Origin of the sequence: Shimia sp. R9_3 (assembly GCF_017743755.1) — a bacterium.
GTDB lineage: Bacteria > Pseudomonadota > Alphaproteobacteria > Rhodobacterales > Rhodobacteraceae > Shimia.
Genome location: NZ_JAGHRP010000017.1, coordinates 14,008 through 29,613 on the forward strand (window position 1 = coordinate 14,008; position 15,606 = coordinate 29,613).

The window sequence follows — 15,606 nt, forward strand, 5'->3', positions numbered from 1 at the left end:
GGGGTTCAGGGCTTAACTGTCCAGATCGCTCAGATGCGCGCGGGCCTGGCTGTCGATTTCGGCGATCTCGGCTTCGGTCAGACGCAATTGACCGGCCTTTGCGTTCTCGACCGCCTGCGTCGCATCGCGCGCGCCACAGAGCGAGAAGGTGATCCCCGGCTGCTGCACCGTCCACGCGATGACCGTCTGCGCCAGCGTCGCGCCATGCGCCTCGGCAATGGGGGCGATGGTCTGCATCAGATCCGCCACTTTCTGCCGGTTCGCCATGGAGAACCGTGGATTGTCCTTGCGCTGATCGTCGCCCGTGAACTCTCGGTCCGGCCCGATCTTGCCGCTGAGCAGCCCCAAAGCCAGCGAGGAGTAGCTGAGGACCGACACGCCATTCTCACGACAAACGGGCAGCAGCGTGCCTTCGATGTCGCGTTTGACCATCGAATATTCTTCCTGAATCGCATCCAGCTGACCCGCGGCCACATAGGCTTTGACCTCATCGACCGAGGTGTTACTTGCCCCGATAGACCGGATTTTGCCCTGCTGTTTCAGGGTCTCCAACGCCTCCATCGTTTCGGCGATGGGGGTGGTCGGGTCCTGCCAGTGGGTGATGTAGTGGTCGATGTAATCCGTGCCCAGACGGGTCAGGCTTTGTTCAACCTCATGGATGATCGCATCCTTGCCCAGATAGCGATGCACCGGCTTGCCGTCATAGTCGAAGAAATGGTTGCCCTTCTGCGTATGCCAGACTAGCCCGCATTTGGTGGCCAACACGACCTTGTCGCGCCGACCTTTCAACGCCTTGCCCACAATATCCTCGGCCACACCCTGCCCATAGGCGGGGGCTGTATCGATCAGCGTCACGCCCGCATCGACCGAGGCTTGAATGGCGGCGATGGATTTGGCCTCGTCCGTGCCACCCCACATCCAGCCGCCAATGGCCCAGGTGCCCAGGCCGATGACCGAGGCCTCAATCCCGGATGCTCCGATTTCGCGTGTCAGCATCTCATGCGACATCTCGTGTTCCTTCCATTTCCTGTATGACTGCGGTCGCTGTATCTTCGTCCAGGATCAGCGAATTGAGAAACTTTCCATTTAGCACCGCCCTGATCGGCAGCACCTTTTGCGCGCCTGCACTGACACCGATCACTCGTGTGCTTTGGGCTAGATCAGGGGGTGACACCGAAACCAGCCGCGAGTTCAGCGCATAATTCGACAGCGATCCATCAATATGGATCAGATGGGCCAGAAACTCTCCGGTCACACCCATACCCATCAGCATCTTGCGATCAGCCTCGGGCACCGGATGCAGGTCATAATAGCTGGAGCCTTCGGGCTCGATAGATCCGATCCCTACCACAGCCAAATCTGCGCGGCGGGCAAGATCCAAAACTTCTCGGATCGAGGATACCTGTTCCAGCATCTCGCGCTGTTCGCGGCTTTCGGCGAACAGGGGCGCGTGCAGCAGCATGGTCTTGCCGCCCAGACGGTCCGCCATCTGCGTCGCCAGATGGTTCACGTCCGTATAGTACTTGCCCTGAATGCCCCCGGTCAGCGGAACCACGGTGACGTCAAAGGCGCGCTCGGCCTCCAATGCCTCGACCGTGGCGCTGACCGCCTTACCGCCAGTGATCGCGATGACGTCTCCATCGCGCAGGGTCTCAAGCAGGTGGCTCGCAGCAGCGCGACCGACCTGTTGCAACGTTGTTTCGGTACTGCCCGCGACCGAGGGTGTCACGATAGCTTCGGACAGGCTGGACGACCGGGTCAGGCTGTGTTCGATATTCATCAAGGTTTCGAACGGGCTTTCGATATCAATCTTGACCATGCCCATCTTGCGGCCCTGCGTAATCAAGCGATTGACCTTGGAATTCGACAGGTTCAGATCGCGCGCGATCTCGGCCTGTTTCTTGCCCTCAAGGTAGTGCAGGACCAGAACGGTGTGGATCTGCCGGATCAGTTCAAAGTCTTTTTTCTTGTCGACCATCACCCGCGCCTTTTGTTGAGGTAATGGTCGATGGTCACCGCCGCCAGCAGGATCGAACCGCGAATGATGTCCTGCCAGTATACAGACACATCCAGCAGCGCCAATGAGCTGGAGACCAATGACAGCAGGATCACGCCCAGAATTGCACCAAGGATTGAGCCCGAGCCGCCATTCAGGCTGGCCCCGCCGATAACGGCTGCTGCGATGATTGTCAGCTCCAACCCCAATCCAAAGGTCGGTTGGGCCGAACCAAAACGTGCCATGTAGATGATACCCGCAATACCGCAGAGCGTCGAACACAGGGTGGTGGTCAGGAAGATCACCTTTTTGGTGCGGATGCCCGAATAGGCGGCGGCTTTCTCGTTGCTGCCGGTGTAGAACACTTTGCGGAACATGGTCGTGCGGCGCAGCATGAAATCAAAGGCGACCACAAAGATCAGAAAGATGACGATCACGATCGGAATTGGCCCGATTGTGCCCTGACCGATGAATTTGAACTCGGGCGGCAGGGTATAGAGGCCCAGCGGACGCCCCCCGGTGAACAGCAGGCAGGCGCCCCGTGCAATCACCATGATCGCCAGTGAGACGATGAAGTGATGCAGTCCGACGCGGGTCACAAAGAACCCCATGAAGGCCCCGATCCCCGTGCATAGTGCAATCGCCATGGCTGAGGCCACCCACGGGTCAATCCCGCTGAGGAACAGCCACCCCGCGATCACCATCGCCAAAGCCGTCACCGACCCCACCGACAGGTCAATGCCACCCGAAATCAGCAGGATCGTCATGCCGATCACCAGCAGGCCATCGACGGCAAAGGCCATCGACATGGCGCGCATGTTCGCCCAGGTCAGAAAATAGGGCGAGGCAAAGGACATAATCAGGAACAGCGCCAGAATGATGACGATCAGCCCGGTCTCGCGCATCCGAAACAGGCGCTTCAGCAGGGGCGTGTTGTCGGTCGCGCCCGCCTGGGCCAGATTTACGGTGTTGTCCATATTCGTCTCTCCGCTCATGCGACCGAGGCCTGCGCGTCCATGACCGAGGCCAGGTGCATGATGTTTTCTTCTGTCATCTCATCGCCCGTGACCTGCCCGCTGATGCGCCCTTCGCGCACCACCAGCACCCGGTCGCAGACACCGATCAGTTCGGGCAACTCGGACGAAATCACCACGATACCCACGCCGTCCTCGGCCAGATCGCGCAGAATGCGGTGGATCTCGGATTTCGCGCCCACGTCGACCCCTCGGGTCGGCTCATCAAGAAAGATCAGGCGCGGATTGACCGAGAGCATCTTGGCCAGCGCCACCTTTTGCTGGTTGCCCCCAGACAAAGAGGAGACCGGATCACTCAGCGACCCGCATTTCAGATTCAGTTTGCGCCCCAACGCTTCGGCCTGCGCCTCTTCGGTGTCTGGCTGGATCAAACCGATCCCGTTTGCCACCTGTTCCAGCTTTAGCGCCGAGACGTTGGCTGCAATAGGTAGCTCCAGGAACACCCCATCCCCTTTGCGATCCTCAGACAGATACACCATGCCTTTGGCGATACTGTCCTGGTAGTTGCGCAAGTTCAGTTCCTCGCCGTTCAGGCAAACCTGCCCGGTCACCTCGCCCTCAAGCCGGCAGATGCCCTTGACGATTTCGCTGCGACCAGCGCCGATCAGACCCGCAATGCCCAGAATTTCACCCTTCTTCAGCATGAAATTCACATCGCGAAATCGCGTCGCCTCGGTCAGGTTGCGCACGTCGAGGATGATCTCGTCCGATGGCGTATCTTGTTTCTCGGGGTAGAGGTTATCGATCACCCGCCCGACCATCGCGTTCACCACATCGCTGGGCTGAATATCGGCTACATTATTGGTGACGATATGCTGACCATCGCGGAACACCGACACCCGGTCGCAATTGTCGAAAATCTCGACCATACGGTGCGAGATATAGATGATCGAAATCCCCTGATCCGCCAGTTTCCGCATGATCCCAAAGAGGGTCTGCGCCTCGGTTTCCGTGAGCGCGGCTGTGGGTTCATCCAGGATCAGAATGCGACAATCCAACGTCAGGGCCTTGGCAATCTCGACAAGTTGCTGGTTCGAGATCGATAGGTTCTTCACCAGAACCGATGGATCAATGTCGCTGAGCTGCCGGAATACGTCGACGGCCTCACGTTCCAGCTTTTTGTAGTCCATCAGCCACGAGCGGCTGACATTGGTCTTGGCCATAAAGATATTCTCGGCCACCGACACATCCGGGCACAGCGCGATTTCCTGATGCACAAAGCCGATGCCCAGTTTCTGCGCCATTGTGGGCGACGAGATTTTGACCGGTTTTCCGTCCAGAACGATCTCACCGCTGTCCGGCTTCAAAATCCCGTCGATCACGTTCATCAAGGTCGATTTGCCTGCGCCGTTTTCCCCTGCAATCGCGTGGATTTCCCCTTTGCAGAGTTCAAAGTCGATCCCGCGCAGCGCTTTGACAGGGCCAAAGGATTTGCTGAGGTTCGATATCTGAAGGATCACGTCATCTTGCATGGCAGCACCTTCTGGGGTGTCTCTTATTCATTGCTGGAACCGCCCGCGAAAATCGGAACTGCGCGGGCGGCTCATCGAGGAGATCCCCGATCAGGCCGGATCGCGGCCTTCCATGTAGACGTTCAGATCAAAGCTGTCGGCATTGTCCTTGGTGATGACTGCAAAGCCATTGTCCATGAACGGGATCTGCACCGGGTTGAAACCGCTGGTTTTCCAGTCGTTGAACGGGTCAAAGATGTCTGCACGGTTCGCCAGATGAACCGCCATAAAGCCCATGAAACCCTGCACGCCCTGATTTGGGTTCAGCGACATATGGATGTTGCCCGCGCGGATATGTTCTAGCGTGGTTGGGGTGACATCGGCATGCATGATCAGGATGTCCGAATTGGCCTCCAGCTTGGCCGCAACCGCACCTTCGGCCGAGCCCGCCTCGGGGATCCAAATCGCGGCCACATTCGGGTTGGCCTGAATGATCGAGGCCGTCGCGCGATACGCCGCGTTGCTGTCCTGGTTCGTGGCCTGACGCCCGACCAGTTTCATGTTCGGATAGTTATCTTCCATATACGCGATCAGAGAGGTCACACGCAGGTCGTGGTTCGATTGACCGGGGTTCTCCAGTACCGCGTATTCGGCGCTGTCACCCACCTGTTTGACGATCTCTTCTGCAGCGAATTTCGCCTCGGCATGGTTGTCCGAAGTGATATAGCCGGTGCGTTTGGAATTCGGGCTGTCAGCTGCGAAGGTCACGATCTCGGTGCCGTTGTCGATGGCGCGGTTGATCGGCTCGATAAACGGGTCCGACTGCATCGGATGCAGCAGAACACCGGCGGGCGATTTCACCAGATCCTGCTCGAACGAGGCGATCTGTTTGGTGATGTCATAATCCGGTGTGCCCGAGAACACGGTTTCGCACCCAAATGCCTCGGCCGCCTGTTTGAAGCCCTGATAGACCGGCACCCAATAGGGGTGACCCGAGACCATGACGTTCATGATATACGTCTCGCCCGGCTCGCACATGATGCCTTCGGCAGATGCCGGTACAGATGTGACGCCGACCATCGCGATCGCGGCAGATGCAATAATTCCGTTGGTTTTCATGAACTTCATTGAACTCCTCCCAAGAGCGCTTTCTTGCATTTGCGCCGCTCTCATCCTCCAAAGCAACCTACTGCAAGTATTTTCATATGGTGCTTTTTATTGCACGCTTTGAGTTATAGGGAGCCAGTCAAAGGTACGTCAACAAAGAAATGATTTTTCTACCTTGTAGCGAAATTTATTTCATTTCAAGGAAGAGCCTCGATATTCCGATTGGTCCGGTCCAAGTTTCACCACGTGAAAATGTAAAGCCTCTGACCGCTGGAAAGGCACCCTTCTTACGAGCCCGCCCGCCAAAATCCGCTTAGCGTTGCTGACACTGACTTCGGAGAAATGCCTGACCACACAACCCTCTGGGCCGATCCACACCTGAGTGAAGTGCGGCAGTTGAAAAGACGCCTTGACTGCGCCGCTGTCAGTACCAAACCTCGTTGACCAATGATGCAAGTTTCGGGAATGCCTGCCACTGTGGACCCTTGCTTCGGATCCCGCAGAAAGTCGAAAAAGTCCGCACAGCGTGAGTGCATAGTCCAGAATTATCTGCACGCTGCCTGAACGACCGGTTTTCCCGCTGCCTTTAAGGGGGAGTTTTTCGGCAGCGCAGCGGATTGGCACGTTGTATGCACGCGCAGTAAGTCTTTGACAGTTCCGCTGTGGGCTCGCAGTCAGTTTTCGTTGCGCGGCGGGCAAACCAAGGCTCCTGATCTGCCAAGGGCAGCTCGTTTCGTGGGATCAATCCAGATCAATGACTTGGCTCGATGACCGGATGGCTGGTGTAGATCAGCGCTCTGCGATAGCGTCGCCGCGCGAGCATTAGGCCGCTCTGAGCCCAATCTGTGAGTTCACTTTTGTTGCTGCAACTGCAAGCAACGCAGATTTTGCTGCACAAGCAGCATAGTGAGCAAGCAAGCGATCGTCCAACGCACAGTAGGCTGCATTGTGGCAGCGTAGCATCAGGCTATGGATCGTAGTCGCTCAGATCCTCGGGCGCATGCAGCAAAGTCCCATCGTATTTTGTAAGGTCATCGTTCATCTGAAGCCACGGCAGTTTGCTTTGATAGTTCACATGGAAGGTTGGTTTGAAATCCGCAGGGTTTTCCAGGGACGCTGCGTATAGGTGCATCCCTCCTGCATAGTGATCAGCCTCAAAGCCAACCGGCGATCCGCAATGCGCGCAGAAATGTCTGAAAACGCCTTTCGAGCTTTCGATGGTCTTCGGCGCATTTCCGGTCCACTTGAAGTTCCTGATCGGCGCCCCCAGCCAAGCGACGACTGGCGCGGCGCAGTTTCTGCGGCAATCGTCGCAATGGCAGTAGCAGGCCCAGGTTACTTCGCCTTCAAACTCCCATTGCGTTTTTTTGCACAGGCAAAACCCTCGTGTTGTCATCTGTCTCTCCAGCTATTGTATCTGGGTGGCCGGCGCCGGTTCACGTTACCGGTTTTCAGCGCGCGCATCGCTTGATTTCAGGTCTCCTGCGCAATGAAAGCTGCGTAAGCGTCCGCATAATCCGGATGCCAGCGGCTGAGGGGCGGGCGGTTTTCGATCATGTCGCCAACGGCCCAAGCGATGCGTTTTTCGTCCAGCGCGCGGGGCACATCGTTGTCCGGGCATAGAATGTAGAAATCGCCGTGGTTTACGCTTTCGACGAAGAAATCGACCGTTTGCTCTGCCGTCCATGCTGCTCCGGGCTTTTTGGCAGCACCGATCATTGCCGTGTGAACAAAGCCGGGCACCAACAGATGTGCGGAAATCCGGCAGCCTTCGGTATTGCGCAGCTCGTGCGCCAGTGCCTCGGTGAACACTTTCAGACCCGCCTTGGAAACATTGTAGGCCGGGTTGCCGGGCGGTGTTGTAATCCCCTGTTTGGACCCGGTGTTGATGATTGCGCCGGGTCGACCCCGTTCGATCATGCCCGGGGCGAACACTTGCGTGCCGTGGATAGCGCCCCAAAGATTGACGCCCAGTATCTTCTCCCAGACATCAAGCGCGGTCAGGCATGAGGTGCGCCCGCCGACCCCAGCATTGTTCATCAGGATATCCGCGCCGCCGAACCGAGCTGTGACCTCTTGTTCAAGCGTTTCCAGCTGCGCGCGATCAGAAACATCGGTGGCGGCCGTCATGACATCGGCCGCGCCCGCCGCACGCAGCGCCTTTTCGGCTTCGGCCAGTTTGTCGGCATCACGGTCGACGGCAACGACTTTCATGCCCATGCCCGCAAACTTGGCCGCAGCGGCAAGACCTATGCCCGAAGCGCCGCCAGTGACAACGGCAACAGAGGAAGATTGAAACGCGGGGTGTGTCATGTTGATCGTCCTTTTCAGGAAAACAGGGGTGCTATTGTTGGCTTGGCGGCTGGCCAGAACAAATCCCGCCAGCCTTTTGGGTCAGGCGGCTTTCTTGGGCGTCACGTTCAGTTTCAGCATGTCTGCCATACCGAAGTTTGTGAAGAGCGCTTGGGTACTGGTCGCCGCCAGATCGTTCATTGGTTTGACAAGGTCTCCCATGCCGACCGTATCCACTTCGGTGCGAAACGGGCGCGTGCCGGGCGCCGCGTCAACGACGGATACAACAGCCTCCGCCACCAAAGACGGGTTTTGCTGTGGATTGGCCGCAAGGAACTCATTCATCTGCTGGCGTGCAGCCACCGGAGCGTCTGCCATCTCACCATAACCCTCATTGCGGTCGGTCGAGGTCGGCAGGATCAGGTTGCCATGGAATTCCGTCGGGAAACCGCCGGGTTCAATGATTGCGACATCAACACCAAACTGGCTCAGCTCTGCGCGATAATTCTCGCTGACGGCCTCCAACGCCCATTTGGTCGCGTTGTAGGGTCCATAGAATGGAAGGGTGATGCGGCCCAGAACGCTGGTGATGTTCAGGATAAGGCCCTCTCCCCGTTCGCGCATTTGCGGTAGAACAGCGCGTGTCAGGCGTTGCGGACCAAAGACGTTGATGTCGAACACACGCTGGAAATCCGCCGCCGAGAAGTTCTCTTGCAGGCCGTAAACGCCAACACCTGCGTTGTTGATCAAAACGTCAATACCGCCCAGACGGTCGCTTGCCGCCGCGACCCCGGCCTCGACCGAAGCGTCATTGGTGACATCGATGTCGACAATTTCAGCGCCCAGGTCCCGCAGCAGATCTGCCGCTTCGGCATTGCGTCCTTTCGGATCGCGGACAGTGCCCGCCACTTGGTGACCGGCCTTGAGCAGCTCCGCTACGATCAGTTTGCCAAAGCCGCTGCTTGCACCTGTAATCAGGATATTCATTTTCTCATCTCCATGTTTGCCCGCATTGGGCCTTTGATGAGATACAGATACGTGTTGCCAAAAATTCAGAACAGTGGGATAAAATTGAACTCATGGTTCAAGATATCAGAACACTGGGATTACCCACGCTCATCAGCTTTCACACAGTCGCCAAGGCCGGTGGCATAAGTGCGGCGGCAGAGCAGTTGGGCATTGCCAAGTCCGGCGTTAGTCGGCACGTCGCGCAGCTCGAAGACCAACTGGGCGTAAAGCTTTTGGAGCGCGGAGCGCGGTCAGTCAAGCTGACGCCAATTGGTGAGCGTCTTGAACATCGCATCGCTTCGGTGTTGGCGGAAATTGACCTGATCGAAGACATCGCCCGCGAGGAAAGCGTTGGTATTTCAGGGCAGGTCAATCTGGCGGCGACGCATGAATTTGGCGGGCTTGTCGCGTCAAAACTCTTTCCCCTTGCCCGTGAGCGGCACCCGGACCTGACCCTGGTGATGCGGCCTGATTATGGCTTTGCCGATATGCAGGACCCCGGCACCGATATCGCGTTCCGGATTGGCATGGTCCATGATGACCGCCTGATCGCGCGCGAAATGGGGTCGTTCCGACGTATCCTTGTTGCAACGCCTGAACTATGTGCCGAACACAGGCTGAAGCATCCAAGGGATCTTGCCAACGCGCCCTGCCTGACCTTTCGGGGGGGCCGTCCCGGAGCCGTTTGGGAGTTTGAATCAGCAGCAGAAGAGACCGCCGTTTCGGTGTCCGGCCCCCTGGCTGTGATGAGTTTTTACATCCTTCTGGATCTCGCTCTGGCGGGTTTGGGCTTTGCGCTGGTACCCGAATTCATGCTTGGCGATCTTGTAACCTCGGGCAAGTTGGTACGATGCCTGCCTGGCTTTCGCGTGCGGCCCCATCCGGTTTTCCTCACCTACCGGCAAGGCGCACGCCGGGTCGCCCGCATTGACGCCACGATCAAACTGTCCGAAGAGGTCATCCCCGGCCTTTTGAACAGAAAAGACGTCCTGAGTTAGTTCTAAAATTCAGAACATCGGGTTCCAATTTTTCCATCTGTTGTGGTTTTTGCACCCTTCTATCTTTGGGTTCATGACAACAACGGAGAGCCCAATGTCACACTTGTTCAAGACCTCCAGCGCCATCGTACTGACCTTCGCGGCGGCGACCGCTGCCTTTGCCGACACGCCTATTCTGCAATCCGCAGGCGCGCTTGCCTTCAACGACGCCAATACGCTTTTCGTAGGCGATGGCCGCGCCGGTGTTGTGCATGCCTTCGACCTTGGCGACGGTCAGATCGCCGACCAAAGCGCCTATGCACTTGGCCGCGCCAAAACCTTTGAAGGGCGCACGATCTTTGAAAACATCAACGCCGACATTGGCGCGCTTCTTGGCGTTCCGGCGGATCAGGTCGAAATTAACGACATGGTCGTGCACAAGCCAAGCAAACAGATCTTCCTGTCGGTTCATCGCGGCCTGGGCCCGGATGCCGAGGCGCTGATCGTCAAGGTAAACCAAGGCAAGATCGAGCTGGTTGATCTGACCAAGGCAAACCACTCGACCCAAGATCTGGGCGCGCTTCCGGCGAACGAAACCATCGAGTTCGACCGCCCGCTGTACCAGCTCGCGATCACGGATATCGACTATTACAACGACGAGATTTTTGTTGCTGGCGTGTCGAACGAAGAATTTGACTCGACCCTGCGCCGGATCAGCTATCCTTTTGACGGCACTGCCGAGACCTCCAAAATCGAGATTTGGCATGCGGTACATGCGCAATGGGAAACCCGCGCGCCCATCATCACCCAGACCATTGTCGAACTTGAGGGTGAGGCGACCATGATCGCGCTTTATGGCTGCACGCCTGTGGTGCGTATCCCGCTGGCCGATCTGGAAGACGGCAAACAGGTGCGCGGCGAGATGATTGCAGAGTTGGGCTACGGCAACTCTCCGATCGATACGATTGCCTATACCAACGCGTGGACCGGTCAGCAGAATGTTCTGGTGACCAACACCCACCGCAGCGCGGCCTCTTATGCGCTTGATACTTTGGCAACCGCAGAAGAAATGCCGACGGGCGAAGGTGTTCAACCTCTCTTTGGCATTGGCGGTGCTGAATACACTCCGATCCCAATCAGCGGCGTGGTCCATATCGACACCGTTGACGAAACCTGGGCCGTGACCGTGCGTGAAAACCCGGAAGATCCGCGTAGCCTCGAGATGCACACGCTCGCGATGCCGATGTTCTTTGAGCGCTCGGACCACGTTGTCGAAATGAACTGGGACGGCGCGCCGGACCCGTTTGGGTTCCACGTTGATCCCCCGCTGCAGTTCAACTGATGTTTGTGAAACGCTTCGTGGTGCGGCAGGCAATGCTTGCCGCCCTCCTCCTGTCGCCCTTCGAAGGGGCGGCAGAGGTTCGTACGGAATTCGACGCAGCCAGCGGTTCCGTGATTGTGTCAGGACTGGATGAGAAGGAATGCAAAGATCTATTGGAGAACCCGTCAGCAGTTTATCTGCAATACGCCGAGGCCAACAGCAGCCGGAGCATGGCATTGACGCTTGGTACAGCGGGTGACTCACTGGTTCTCGATCCCCGTTTCGATCTGCGGCCGGGGTCGGAGTACATCGTTGGACTCGGTGACTATGAAGCCAAAATCGCGCTGCCAGGCGATGAAATCAAAGCGCCTGAACTTGTCTGGCATGCGCCAGCAAGCGCTGAAATTCCCGCCAATACTCTGCGGTTTTACCTGATGTTTTCCGAGCCAATGGCGCGCGGGCAGATCGGTGCCAACATATGGTTGGAACGTGCCGATGGACGCCGTGTCGACAGCCCCTTCTTGAACTTGAACGCCGAGCTTTGGGACCGAGATCAACGTCGCCTGACACTGCTCTTTGACCCAGGTCGGATCAAACAGGGTGTCGGCCCAAATCAGACGGATGGCGCACCGCTTGAGTTTGGGGAAAGCTATCGGCTTGTCGTTGCGGGCACGATGCAAAGCGCGCGGGGTGCTGCTATTGGCGGCCATCAGGTGCTTCCTTTCAAGGTAGGCCCCGCGACAAGATCCGCCGTCAGACCAGATGACTGGCGGATCAACCGCCCCGAAACAGGCGCCAAGATCCCAATGCTCATCACCTTTGACCGGGTGATGGACCGTGGTGCCTCTGCCCGATTGATAAAGGTTCTGGATGGTTCGGGAACAGTCATTCCGGGCACAGTCACAACCGATGACCTGACATGGCGTTTCGCACCCAAGGCACCCTGGCCCGCCACAGTCCGCCTAAGGATCGACCCGGACCTCGAGGACATTTCGGGCAACTCGCTAAGGGCGCCTTTTGACGCGAACCCCAACACCATTGGGCAACAGCCACAGCCCTATGAAACTACCGTGATTGCCCCAGGAAACTAAGGAGTCAGCACCATGAAGTCGACCTATAAACATGCATTGATCATTGGCGCAGGTCCGGGATTGTCCGCATCTCTTGCCCGCCTGTTTCATGCCAACGGGCTTCGTGTGAGTCTGGTAGCGCGTAAGCCATCCGGTCTGTCTGATCTGGCCGAAGAGATTCAGGCAACCACCTATTCTTGCAATGCAGGTAGGCGCGATGACGTGGTCAGGCTTTTTGCGGAACTGGATGGCCGCCAGGCGCCGGATGTGTTGGTTTACAATCCTTCACTGGCCATTCGCATGCCCTTTGTCCAGCTGGACCCCGCCCGCGTTGAAAGCGCAATGCAAGTTAACGCCATGGGCGCCTTTTATGCAGCCCAGGAAGCCGCCAAGCGCATGCTCCCGCATAACCACGGCGCAATTCTCTTCACCGGAGCCTCGGCGGGGGTGAAGGGCTATCCAGAATCGGCCACCTTCGCCATGGGTAAATTCGCCCTGCGCGGGCTGGCCCAATCGCTGGCACGCGAACTCCATCCCCAAGGCATCCATATCGGGCACATGGTTGTGGACGGCCGTATCCGCAGCGCTGACCGGCCAGGCTATATGGATGAACCCAACAACCCGGATTCGCGATTGTCGCCAGATGCAATCGCCGAGAGCTATTGGCATTTCCTGCAACAGGACCGGTCTGCGTGGTCATGGGAACTGGAGCTGCGGCCGTGGGTGGAAGATTTCTAACCATGTTTCGCAATTCGCTCTTTCCAACCGCTGTAAGCGACGCGAACAATAGACCCGCTGCACGAGGTCATTATGCGTGGCGCACCGAGGTTTTGTAAGTATTTCGATAATCTGACCTGAGCACGTCGAATGGTCGGTCTGAATGCGAACCCTCACACTGGGCTTGAATGACCTGTTCGACAACATCGACTGCAATCAACAAAGACTATGCTGCACCCGCGAACGCATGCTGCTTCTGCAAGCACCTGAAAAGTAAAGGCCGTTTTGTCCGCGACTTGCTCGTTCGTCGCGCCTTAACCGAATGCCCGCTTGTGCGTGTTGACGTGTTGTTTGAAGTATTGACCTGCGCGGCCCGGGCACCGGGTCGCGCGCGTTGTTTTGGGGTGTTGAAACCTGCGCCCACCAGCCTGGCAGGCGCACTGCTTTTCTTACGCAACTTCGTCCTGTGCCTTTGACTCGTCATCAGGCGCCACGTCTTTGTACCCCGCAAACGGAAACCCCATGTATCTCGGTTGCCAGAGCGGGTCTTTGGCCTCGCGTTCGCCTGAGAGACAGGCTTGAATGACAGCCTTTTGCATTTTGCCTGTAGAGGCGGTGTGCTGCGCAGCCACTTCCGCGCCCGCAACCTCGGCGACCATCTGATTAATCACGGCCTTGTCGCGCAGCAGATCGAAGAATGCTTGGTCTGGCGTCCATCATCCAACAGCGAGACCTGCATGTCTGTTCCGAGCGTCTCGACCATCTCGCTCCCGAGCGGCAAGCACTCGGCGGTAACGAATGTCAGAATGACGAGCACCTCGTCGTCGCTGAGCTTTTGCAGGCGGGTGAAGGTTGATTGGTGCGGGTGCGCACCCCGAAGCGCTGCGCGTGCGGCAAGGCTTGGGGCTACGCGCCCGCCTCAGGAGGCGCAGTAAATCAAGCGCTCGCCGCCAATCTCGAATTCGGAATAATCAACGCTCAGCTCACGGGCTAAGGCGTCATAGTCGAAGTAGATCAGGAGATTTTCGGGGATGTCGCCGATTAGCCCGTCTTCGACGAATTGTTCCGCCAGCGCCCGCATGCTCTCCACATGGTAGATGTCGATTTCGTATTGTTCAGGGCTGGCATTCGGATCGACGTCATAGCCGCACTCGCCAACGGCGATGATAACCAGCAACTTTTCCCAGTCTTCCCACCGCTCGCAACACTCCAGATAGCGCGCGAGGTTGGCCTGATTGAGTCCGATGGCTGCGGCCAGCGCACAGTCATACTCCGCCCCGTCGATGAACTGGATTTCGAACTCTTCGACCGGATCGCCGTGGGCGTTCCTGAGGGCCGAAGCCTTGGCGCGGTAGTCTTCTATCGTCTCAAAGAAAAAGCCTGTGGCTGAGATATCGTAGGGTTGGGCATGTAAGTGTGGCATTGGTCGTTCCTTTCGCTTGAGGTGTTCGGCAAACCTTCATTTGAAAGGCCGCGCTTGAACCTCTGCCCAGCGGCGAGCGTCCGGAAAAACCCAAGAGAAGATCCTATCCGGTAAGGAGCAGATCTTCCCGGCGCTCGATCAAAGGCCGGGGACGGGGCAACAGGTTTTGTGGGGGACCGCTTAGGCGTTTCCAAAACTGCACAGGTTTTGGTGAAAACGCCTTGTGGGTAAAACCTGTTGCCCCGCCGCCGGAGGCATCCCCGGATTTGATGTAAGCTGGAAGGACAGGTTCCAGCGTGCATCAGCACGCCAACAACCAAGTAGCGGCAACGCCGCTCCCACTGATCACTTGCGCCAGGGACTGATGCCGTATGGCCGAACCCGCTCCGCTCCCGAGCGAGTTTGGTTCACGAAGGCCCGGGCCCGGAGGGCGGCGCCCATCTCAATGACCAGGCAAACAACATCCAAAGTGCATGCAGGTCGGCATATCCTGTAGAGAGCGCCGATGCTTCCGCTAGATCATGAGAACGGCGCCCTTCCATGGCTGATCCCACATCTCCGGTAAATGAGACACTGTCCCTGACCTCAACGATTGTCTCGGCCTATGCCGGACGCAATCAGATGTCGCAGGGTGAGCTGCCGGAACTGATCCGCTCTGCTCATGCGGCACTCAATGGGATCAGCGGCAACGCCCCGCAGGCGGACGAAATAGAAGCAGCAAAACCCACCGGCCCGCTTGTCCCGGCTGTCCCTATCGATCAGTCGGTTACCGAAGACGCGATCATCTGTCTGGGGGACGGCAAATCCTTTAACACCCTCAAGCGCCATCTGCGCACAGCATTTGACATGTCCCCGCAGGACCACCGCGAAAAATGGGGCCTTTCCAAAGACGATCCGATGGTCGCCCCGTTCTACTCTGCATGTCGCTCAGAGACCGCCAAGAAAATCGGACTCGGCAAGAATGCAGCTCCGAAGCGGAAGACACGGGCCAAGGCGAAGTAGGAATGATCAGCCCCACCTAAGTGGTCCAATTTGATTGTTAGTGCATGACCGGCCTTTGGTCCATCTGGATGATGGTTTCGGGAGCCGGAGGGCGGTAGCCCAGTGCACTATGCGGTCGTTTGGTGTTGTAGTGCTTTCTCCATTGTTCGATCAGGATTTGGGCCTCGCGCAAGCTGTAAAATATCTCACCATTCAGAAATTCGTCGCG

17 protein-coding genes are annotated in these 15,606 nt (G+C 57.6%); 6 read left to right on the top strand and 11 right to left on the bottom strand.

What is annotated here, in order from left to right; translation table 11 throughout:
• Positions 1-12: 12 nt before the first annotated feature.
• From J7412_RS20985 to J7412_RS21020, 8 genes are all read right to left on the bottom strand, one after another.
• Positions 13-1,008, bottom strand: a complete 996-nt coding sequence (locus J7412_RS20985) for an aldo/keto reductase (RefSeq protein ID WP_209081562.1) — start codon at positions 1,006-1,008, stop codon at positions 13-15.
• Positions 998-1,978 carry a sugar-binding transcriptional regulator gene (locus J7412_RS20990; RefSeq protein ID WP_209081564.1) on the bottom strand — a complete coding sequence of 327 codons (981 nt, stop codon included), beginning with the start codon at positions 1,976-1,978 and terminating at the stop codon, positions 998-1,000. The genes J7412_RS20985 and J7412_RS20990 overlap by 11 nt, the downstream gene beginning before the upstream one ends.
• A complete protein-coding gene (locus J7412_RS20995) occupies positions 1,978-2,973 on the bottom strand; it encodes an ABC transporter permease (RefSeq protein ID WP_209081566.1) in 996 nt (331 codons plus the stop codon). Before J7412_RS20995 ends, J7412_RS20990 begins: the two co-directional genes overlap by 1 nt.
• A gap of 14 nt (positions 2,974-2,987) precedes the next feature.
• On the bottom strand, positions 2,988-4,502 hold the full coding sequence (locus tag J7412_RS21000; protein ID WP_209081573.1) for a sugar ABC transporter ATP-binding protein: 1,515 nt from the start codon (positions 4,500-4,502) through the stop codon (positions 2,988-2,990).
• A 90-nt stretch (positions 4,503-4,592) separates the two neighbouring features.
• Complete coding sequence (locus J7412_RS21005) at positions 4,593-5,609, bottom strand: substrate-binding domain-containing protein (protein ID WP_247744047.1); 1,017 nt, start codon at positions 5,607-5,609, stop codon at positions 4,593-4,595.
• Positions 5,610-6,555: 946 nt separating this feature from the next.
• Positions 6,556-6,984 (bottom strand): GFA family protein, encoded by a 429-nt coding sequence (locus J7412_RS21010; protein WP_209081575.1) that lies wholly within the window; start codon positions 6,982-6,984, stop codon positions 6,556-6,558.
• Between the two features lie 77 nt (positions 6,985-7,061).
• Positions 7,062-7,901 carry an SDR family NAD(P)-dependent oxidoreductase gene (locus J7412_RS21015; protein ID WP_209081578.1) on the bottom strand — a complete coding sequence of 280 codons (840 nt, stop codon included), beginning with the start codon at positions 7,899-7,901 and terminating at the stop codon, positions 7,062-7,064.
• A gap of 81 nt (positions 7,902-7,982) precedes the next feature.
• Positions 7,983-8,867: an SDR family oxidoreductase gene (locus J7412_RS21020; protein ID WP_209081580.1), complete on the bottom strand. Its 885-nt coding sequence runs from the start codon at positions 8,865-8,867 to the stop codon at positions 7,983-7,985.
• 92 nt (positions 8,868-8,959) lie between these two features.
• On the opposite strand from J7412_RS21020, the gene J7412_RS21025 reads away from it, so the two are divergent.
• The 4 genes from J7412_RS21025 to J7412_RS21040 all read left to right on the top strand — a co-directional run bounded on the left by J7412_RS21025 (position 8,960) and on the right by J7412_RS21040 (position 12,994).
• Entirely contained in the window at positions 8,960-9,886 is a 927-nt protein-coding gene (locus tag J7412_RS21025; RefSeq protein WP_209081588.1) for a LysR family transcriptional regulator, read from the top strand.
• A 94-nt stretch (positions 9,887-9,980) separates the two neighbouring features.
• On the top strand, positions 9,981-11,207 hold the full coding sequence (locus tag J7412_RS21030) for a hypothetical protein (protein WP_209081590.1): 1,227 nt from the start codon (positions 9,981-9,983) through the stop codon (positions 11,205-11,207).
• Complete coding sequence (locus J7412_RS21035) at positions 11,207-12,277, top strand: hypothetical protein (protein WP_209081592.1); 1,071 nt, start codon at positions 11,207-11,209, stop codon at positions 12,275-12,277. Before J7412_RS21030 ends, J7412_RS21035 begins: the two co-directional genes overlap by 1 nt.
• A gap of 12 nt (positions 12,278-12,289) precedes the next feature.
• A complete protein-coding gene (locus J7412_RS21040) occupies positions 12,290-12,994 on the top strand; it encodes an SDR family NAD(P)-dependent oxidoreductase (protein ID WP_209081594.1) in 705 nt (234 codons plus the stop codon).
• Between the two features lie 428 nt (positions 12,995-13,422).
• Here the strand turns inward: J7412_RS21040 and J7412_RS21045 are convergent, their stop codons facing one another.
• Entirely contained in the window at positions 13,423-13,644 is a 222-nt protein-coding gene (locus J7412_RS21045; RefSeq protein ID WP_209081596.1) for a hypothetical protein, read from the bottom strand.
• A gap of 26 nt (positions 13,645-13,670) precedes the next feature.
• Between J7412_RS21045 and J7412_RS21050 the strand changes: the two genes are divergently transcribed.
• Positions 13,671-13,829 carry a hypothetical protein gene (locus J7412_RS21050; protein ID WP_209081598.1) on the top strand — a complete coding sequence of 53 codons (159 nt, stop codon included), beginning with the start codon at positions 13,671-13,673 and terminating at the stop codon, positions 13,827-13,829.
• A 63-nt stretch (positions 13,830-13,892) separates the two neighbouring features.
• On the opposite strand, the gene J7412_RS21055 is transcribed toward J7412_RS21050, so the two are convergent.
• Complete coding sequence (locus tag J7412_RS21055) at positions 13,893-14,396, bottom strand: antirestriction protein ArdA (RefSeq protein WP_209081605.1); 504 nt, start codon at positions 14,394-14,396, stop codon at positions 13,893-13,895.
• A 540-nt stretch (positions 14,397-14,936) separates the two neighbouring features.
• Between J7412_RS21055 and J7412_RS21060 the strand changes: the two genes are divergently transcribed.
• A complete protein-coding gene (locus J7412_RS21060; RefSeq protein WP_209081607.1) occupies positions 14,937-15,398 on the top strand; it encodes a MucR family transcriptional regulator in 462 nt (153 codons plus the stop codon).
• 37 nt (positions 15,399-15,435) lie between these two features.
• Here J7412_RS21060 and J7412_RS21065 read toward each other — a convergent pair.
• Positions 15,436-15,606 (bottom strand): integrase core domain-containing protein (locus tag J7412_RS21065; protein WP_209081611.1); only part of this gene is annotated, 171 nt, incomplete at its 5' end.

What these genes read in the sequence shown, in the direction of transcription:
- J7412_RS20985 (WP_209081562.1), bottom strand. Translation starts at nt 1,008, where the DNA reads ATGTCGCATGAGATGCTGACACGCGAAATCGGAGCATCCGGGATTGAG.
- J7412_RS20990 (WP_209081564.1), bottom strand. Translation starts at nt 1,978, where the DNA reads ATGGTCGACAAGAAAAAAGACTTTGAACTGATCCGGCAGATCCACACC.
- J7412_RS20995 (WP_209081566.1), bottom strand. Translation starts at nt 2,973, where the DNA reads ATGGACAACACCGTAAATCTGGCCCAGGCGGGCGCGACCGACAACACG.
- J7412_RS21000 (WP_209081573.1), bottom strand. Translation starts at nt 4,502, where the DNA reads ATGCAAGATGACGTGATCCTTCAGATATCGAACCTCAGCAAATCCTTT.
- J7412_RS21005 (WP_247744047.1), bottom strand. Translation starts at nt 5,609, where the DNA reads ATGAAGTTCATGAAAACCAACGGAATTATTGCATCTGCCGCGATCGCG.
- J7412_RS21010 (WP_209081575.1), bottom strand. Translation starts at nt 6,984, where the DNA reads ATGACAACACGAGGGTTTTGCCTGTGCAAAAAAACGCAATGGGAGTTT.
- J7412_RS21015 (WP_209081578.1), bottom strand. Translation starts at nt 7,901, where the DNA reads ATGACACACCCCGCGTTTCAATCTTCCTCTGTTGCCGTTGTCACTGGC.
- J7412_RS21020 (WP_209081580.1), bottom strand. Translation starts at nt 8,867, where the DNA reads ATGAATATCCTGATTACAGGTGCAAGCAGCGGCTTTGGCAAACTGATC.
- J7412_RS21025 (WP_209081588.1), top strand. Translation starts at nt 8,960, where the DNA reads ATGGTTCAAGATATCAGAACACTGGGATTACCCACGCTCATCAGCTTT.
- J7412_RS21030 (WP_209081590.1), top strand. Translation starts at nt 9,981, where the DNA reads ATGTCACACTTGTTCAAGACCTCCAGCGCCATCGTACTGACCTTCGCG.
- J7412_RS21035 (WP_209081592.1), top strand. Translation starts at nt 11,207, where the DNA reads ATGTTTGTGAAACGCTTCGTGGTGCGGCAGGCAATGCTTGCCGCCCTC.
- J7412_RS21040 (WP_209081594.1), top strand. Translation starts at nt 12,290, where the DNA reads ATGAAGTCGACCTATAAACATGCATTGATCATTGGCGCAGGTCCGGGA.
- J7412_RS21050 (WP_209081598.1), top strand. Translation starts at nt 13,671, where the DNA reads ATGCTTGGTCTGGCGTCCATCATCCAACAGCGAGACCTGCATGTCTGT.
- J7412_RS21055 (WP_209081605.1), bottom strand. Translation starts at nt 14,396, where the DNA reads ATGCCACACTTACATGCCCAACCCTACGATATCTCAGCCACAGGCTTT.
- J7412_RS21060 (WP_209081607.1), top strand. Translation starts at nt 14,937, where the DNA reads ATGGCTGATCCCACATCTCCGGTAAATGAGACACTGTCCCTGACCTCA.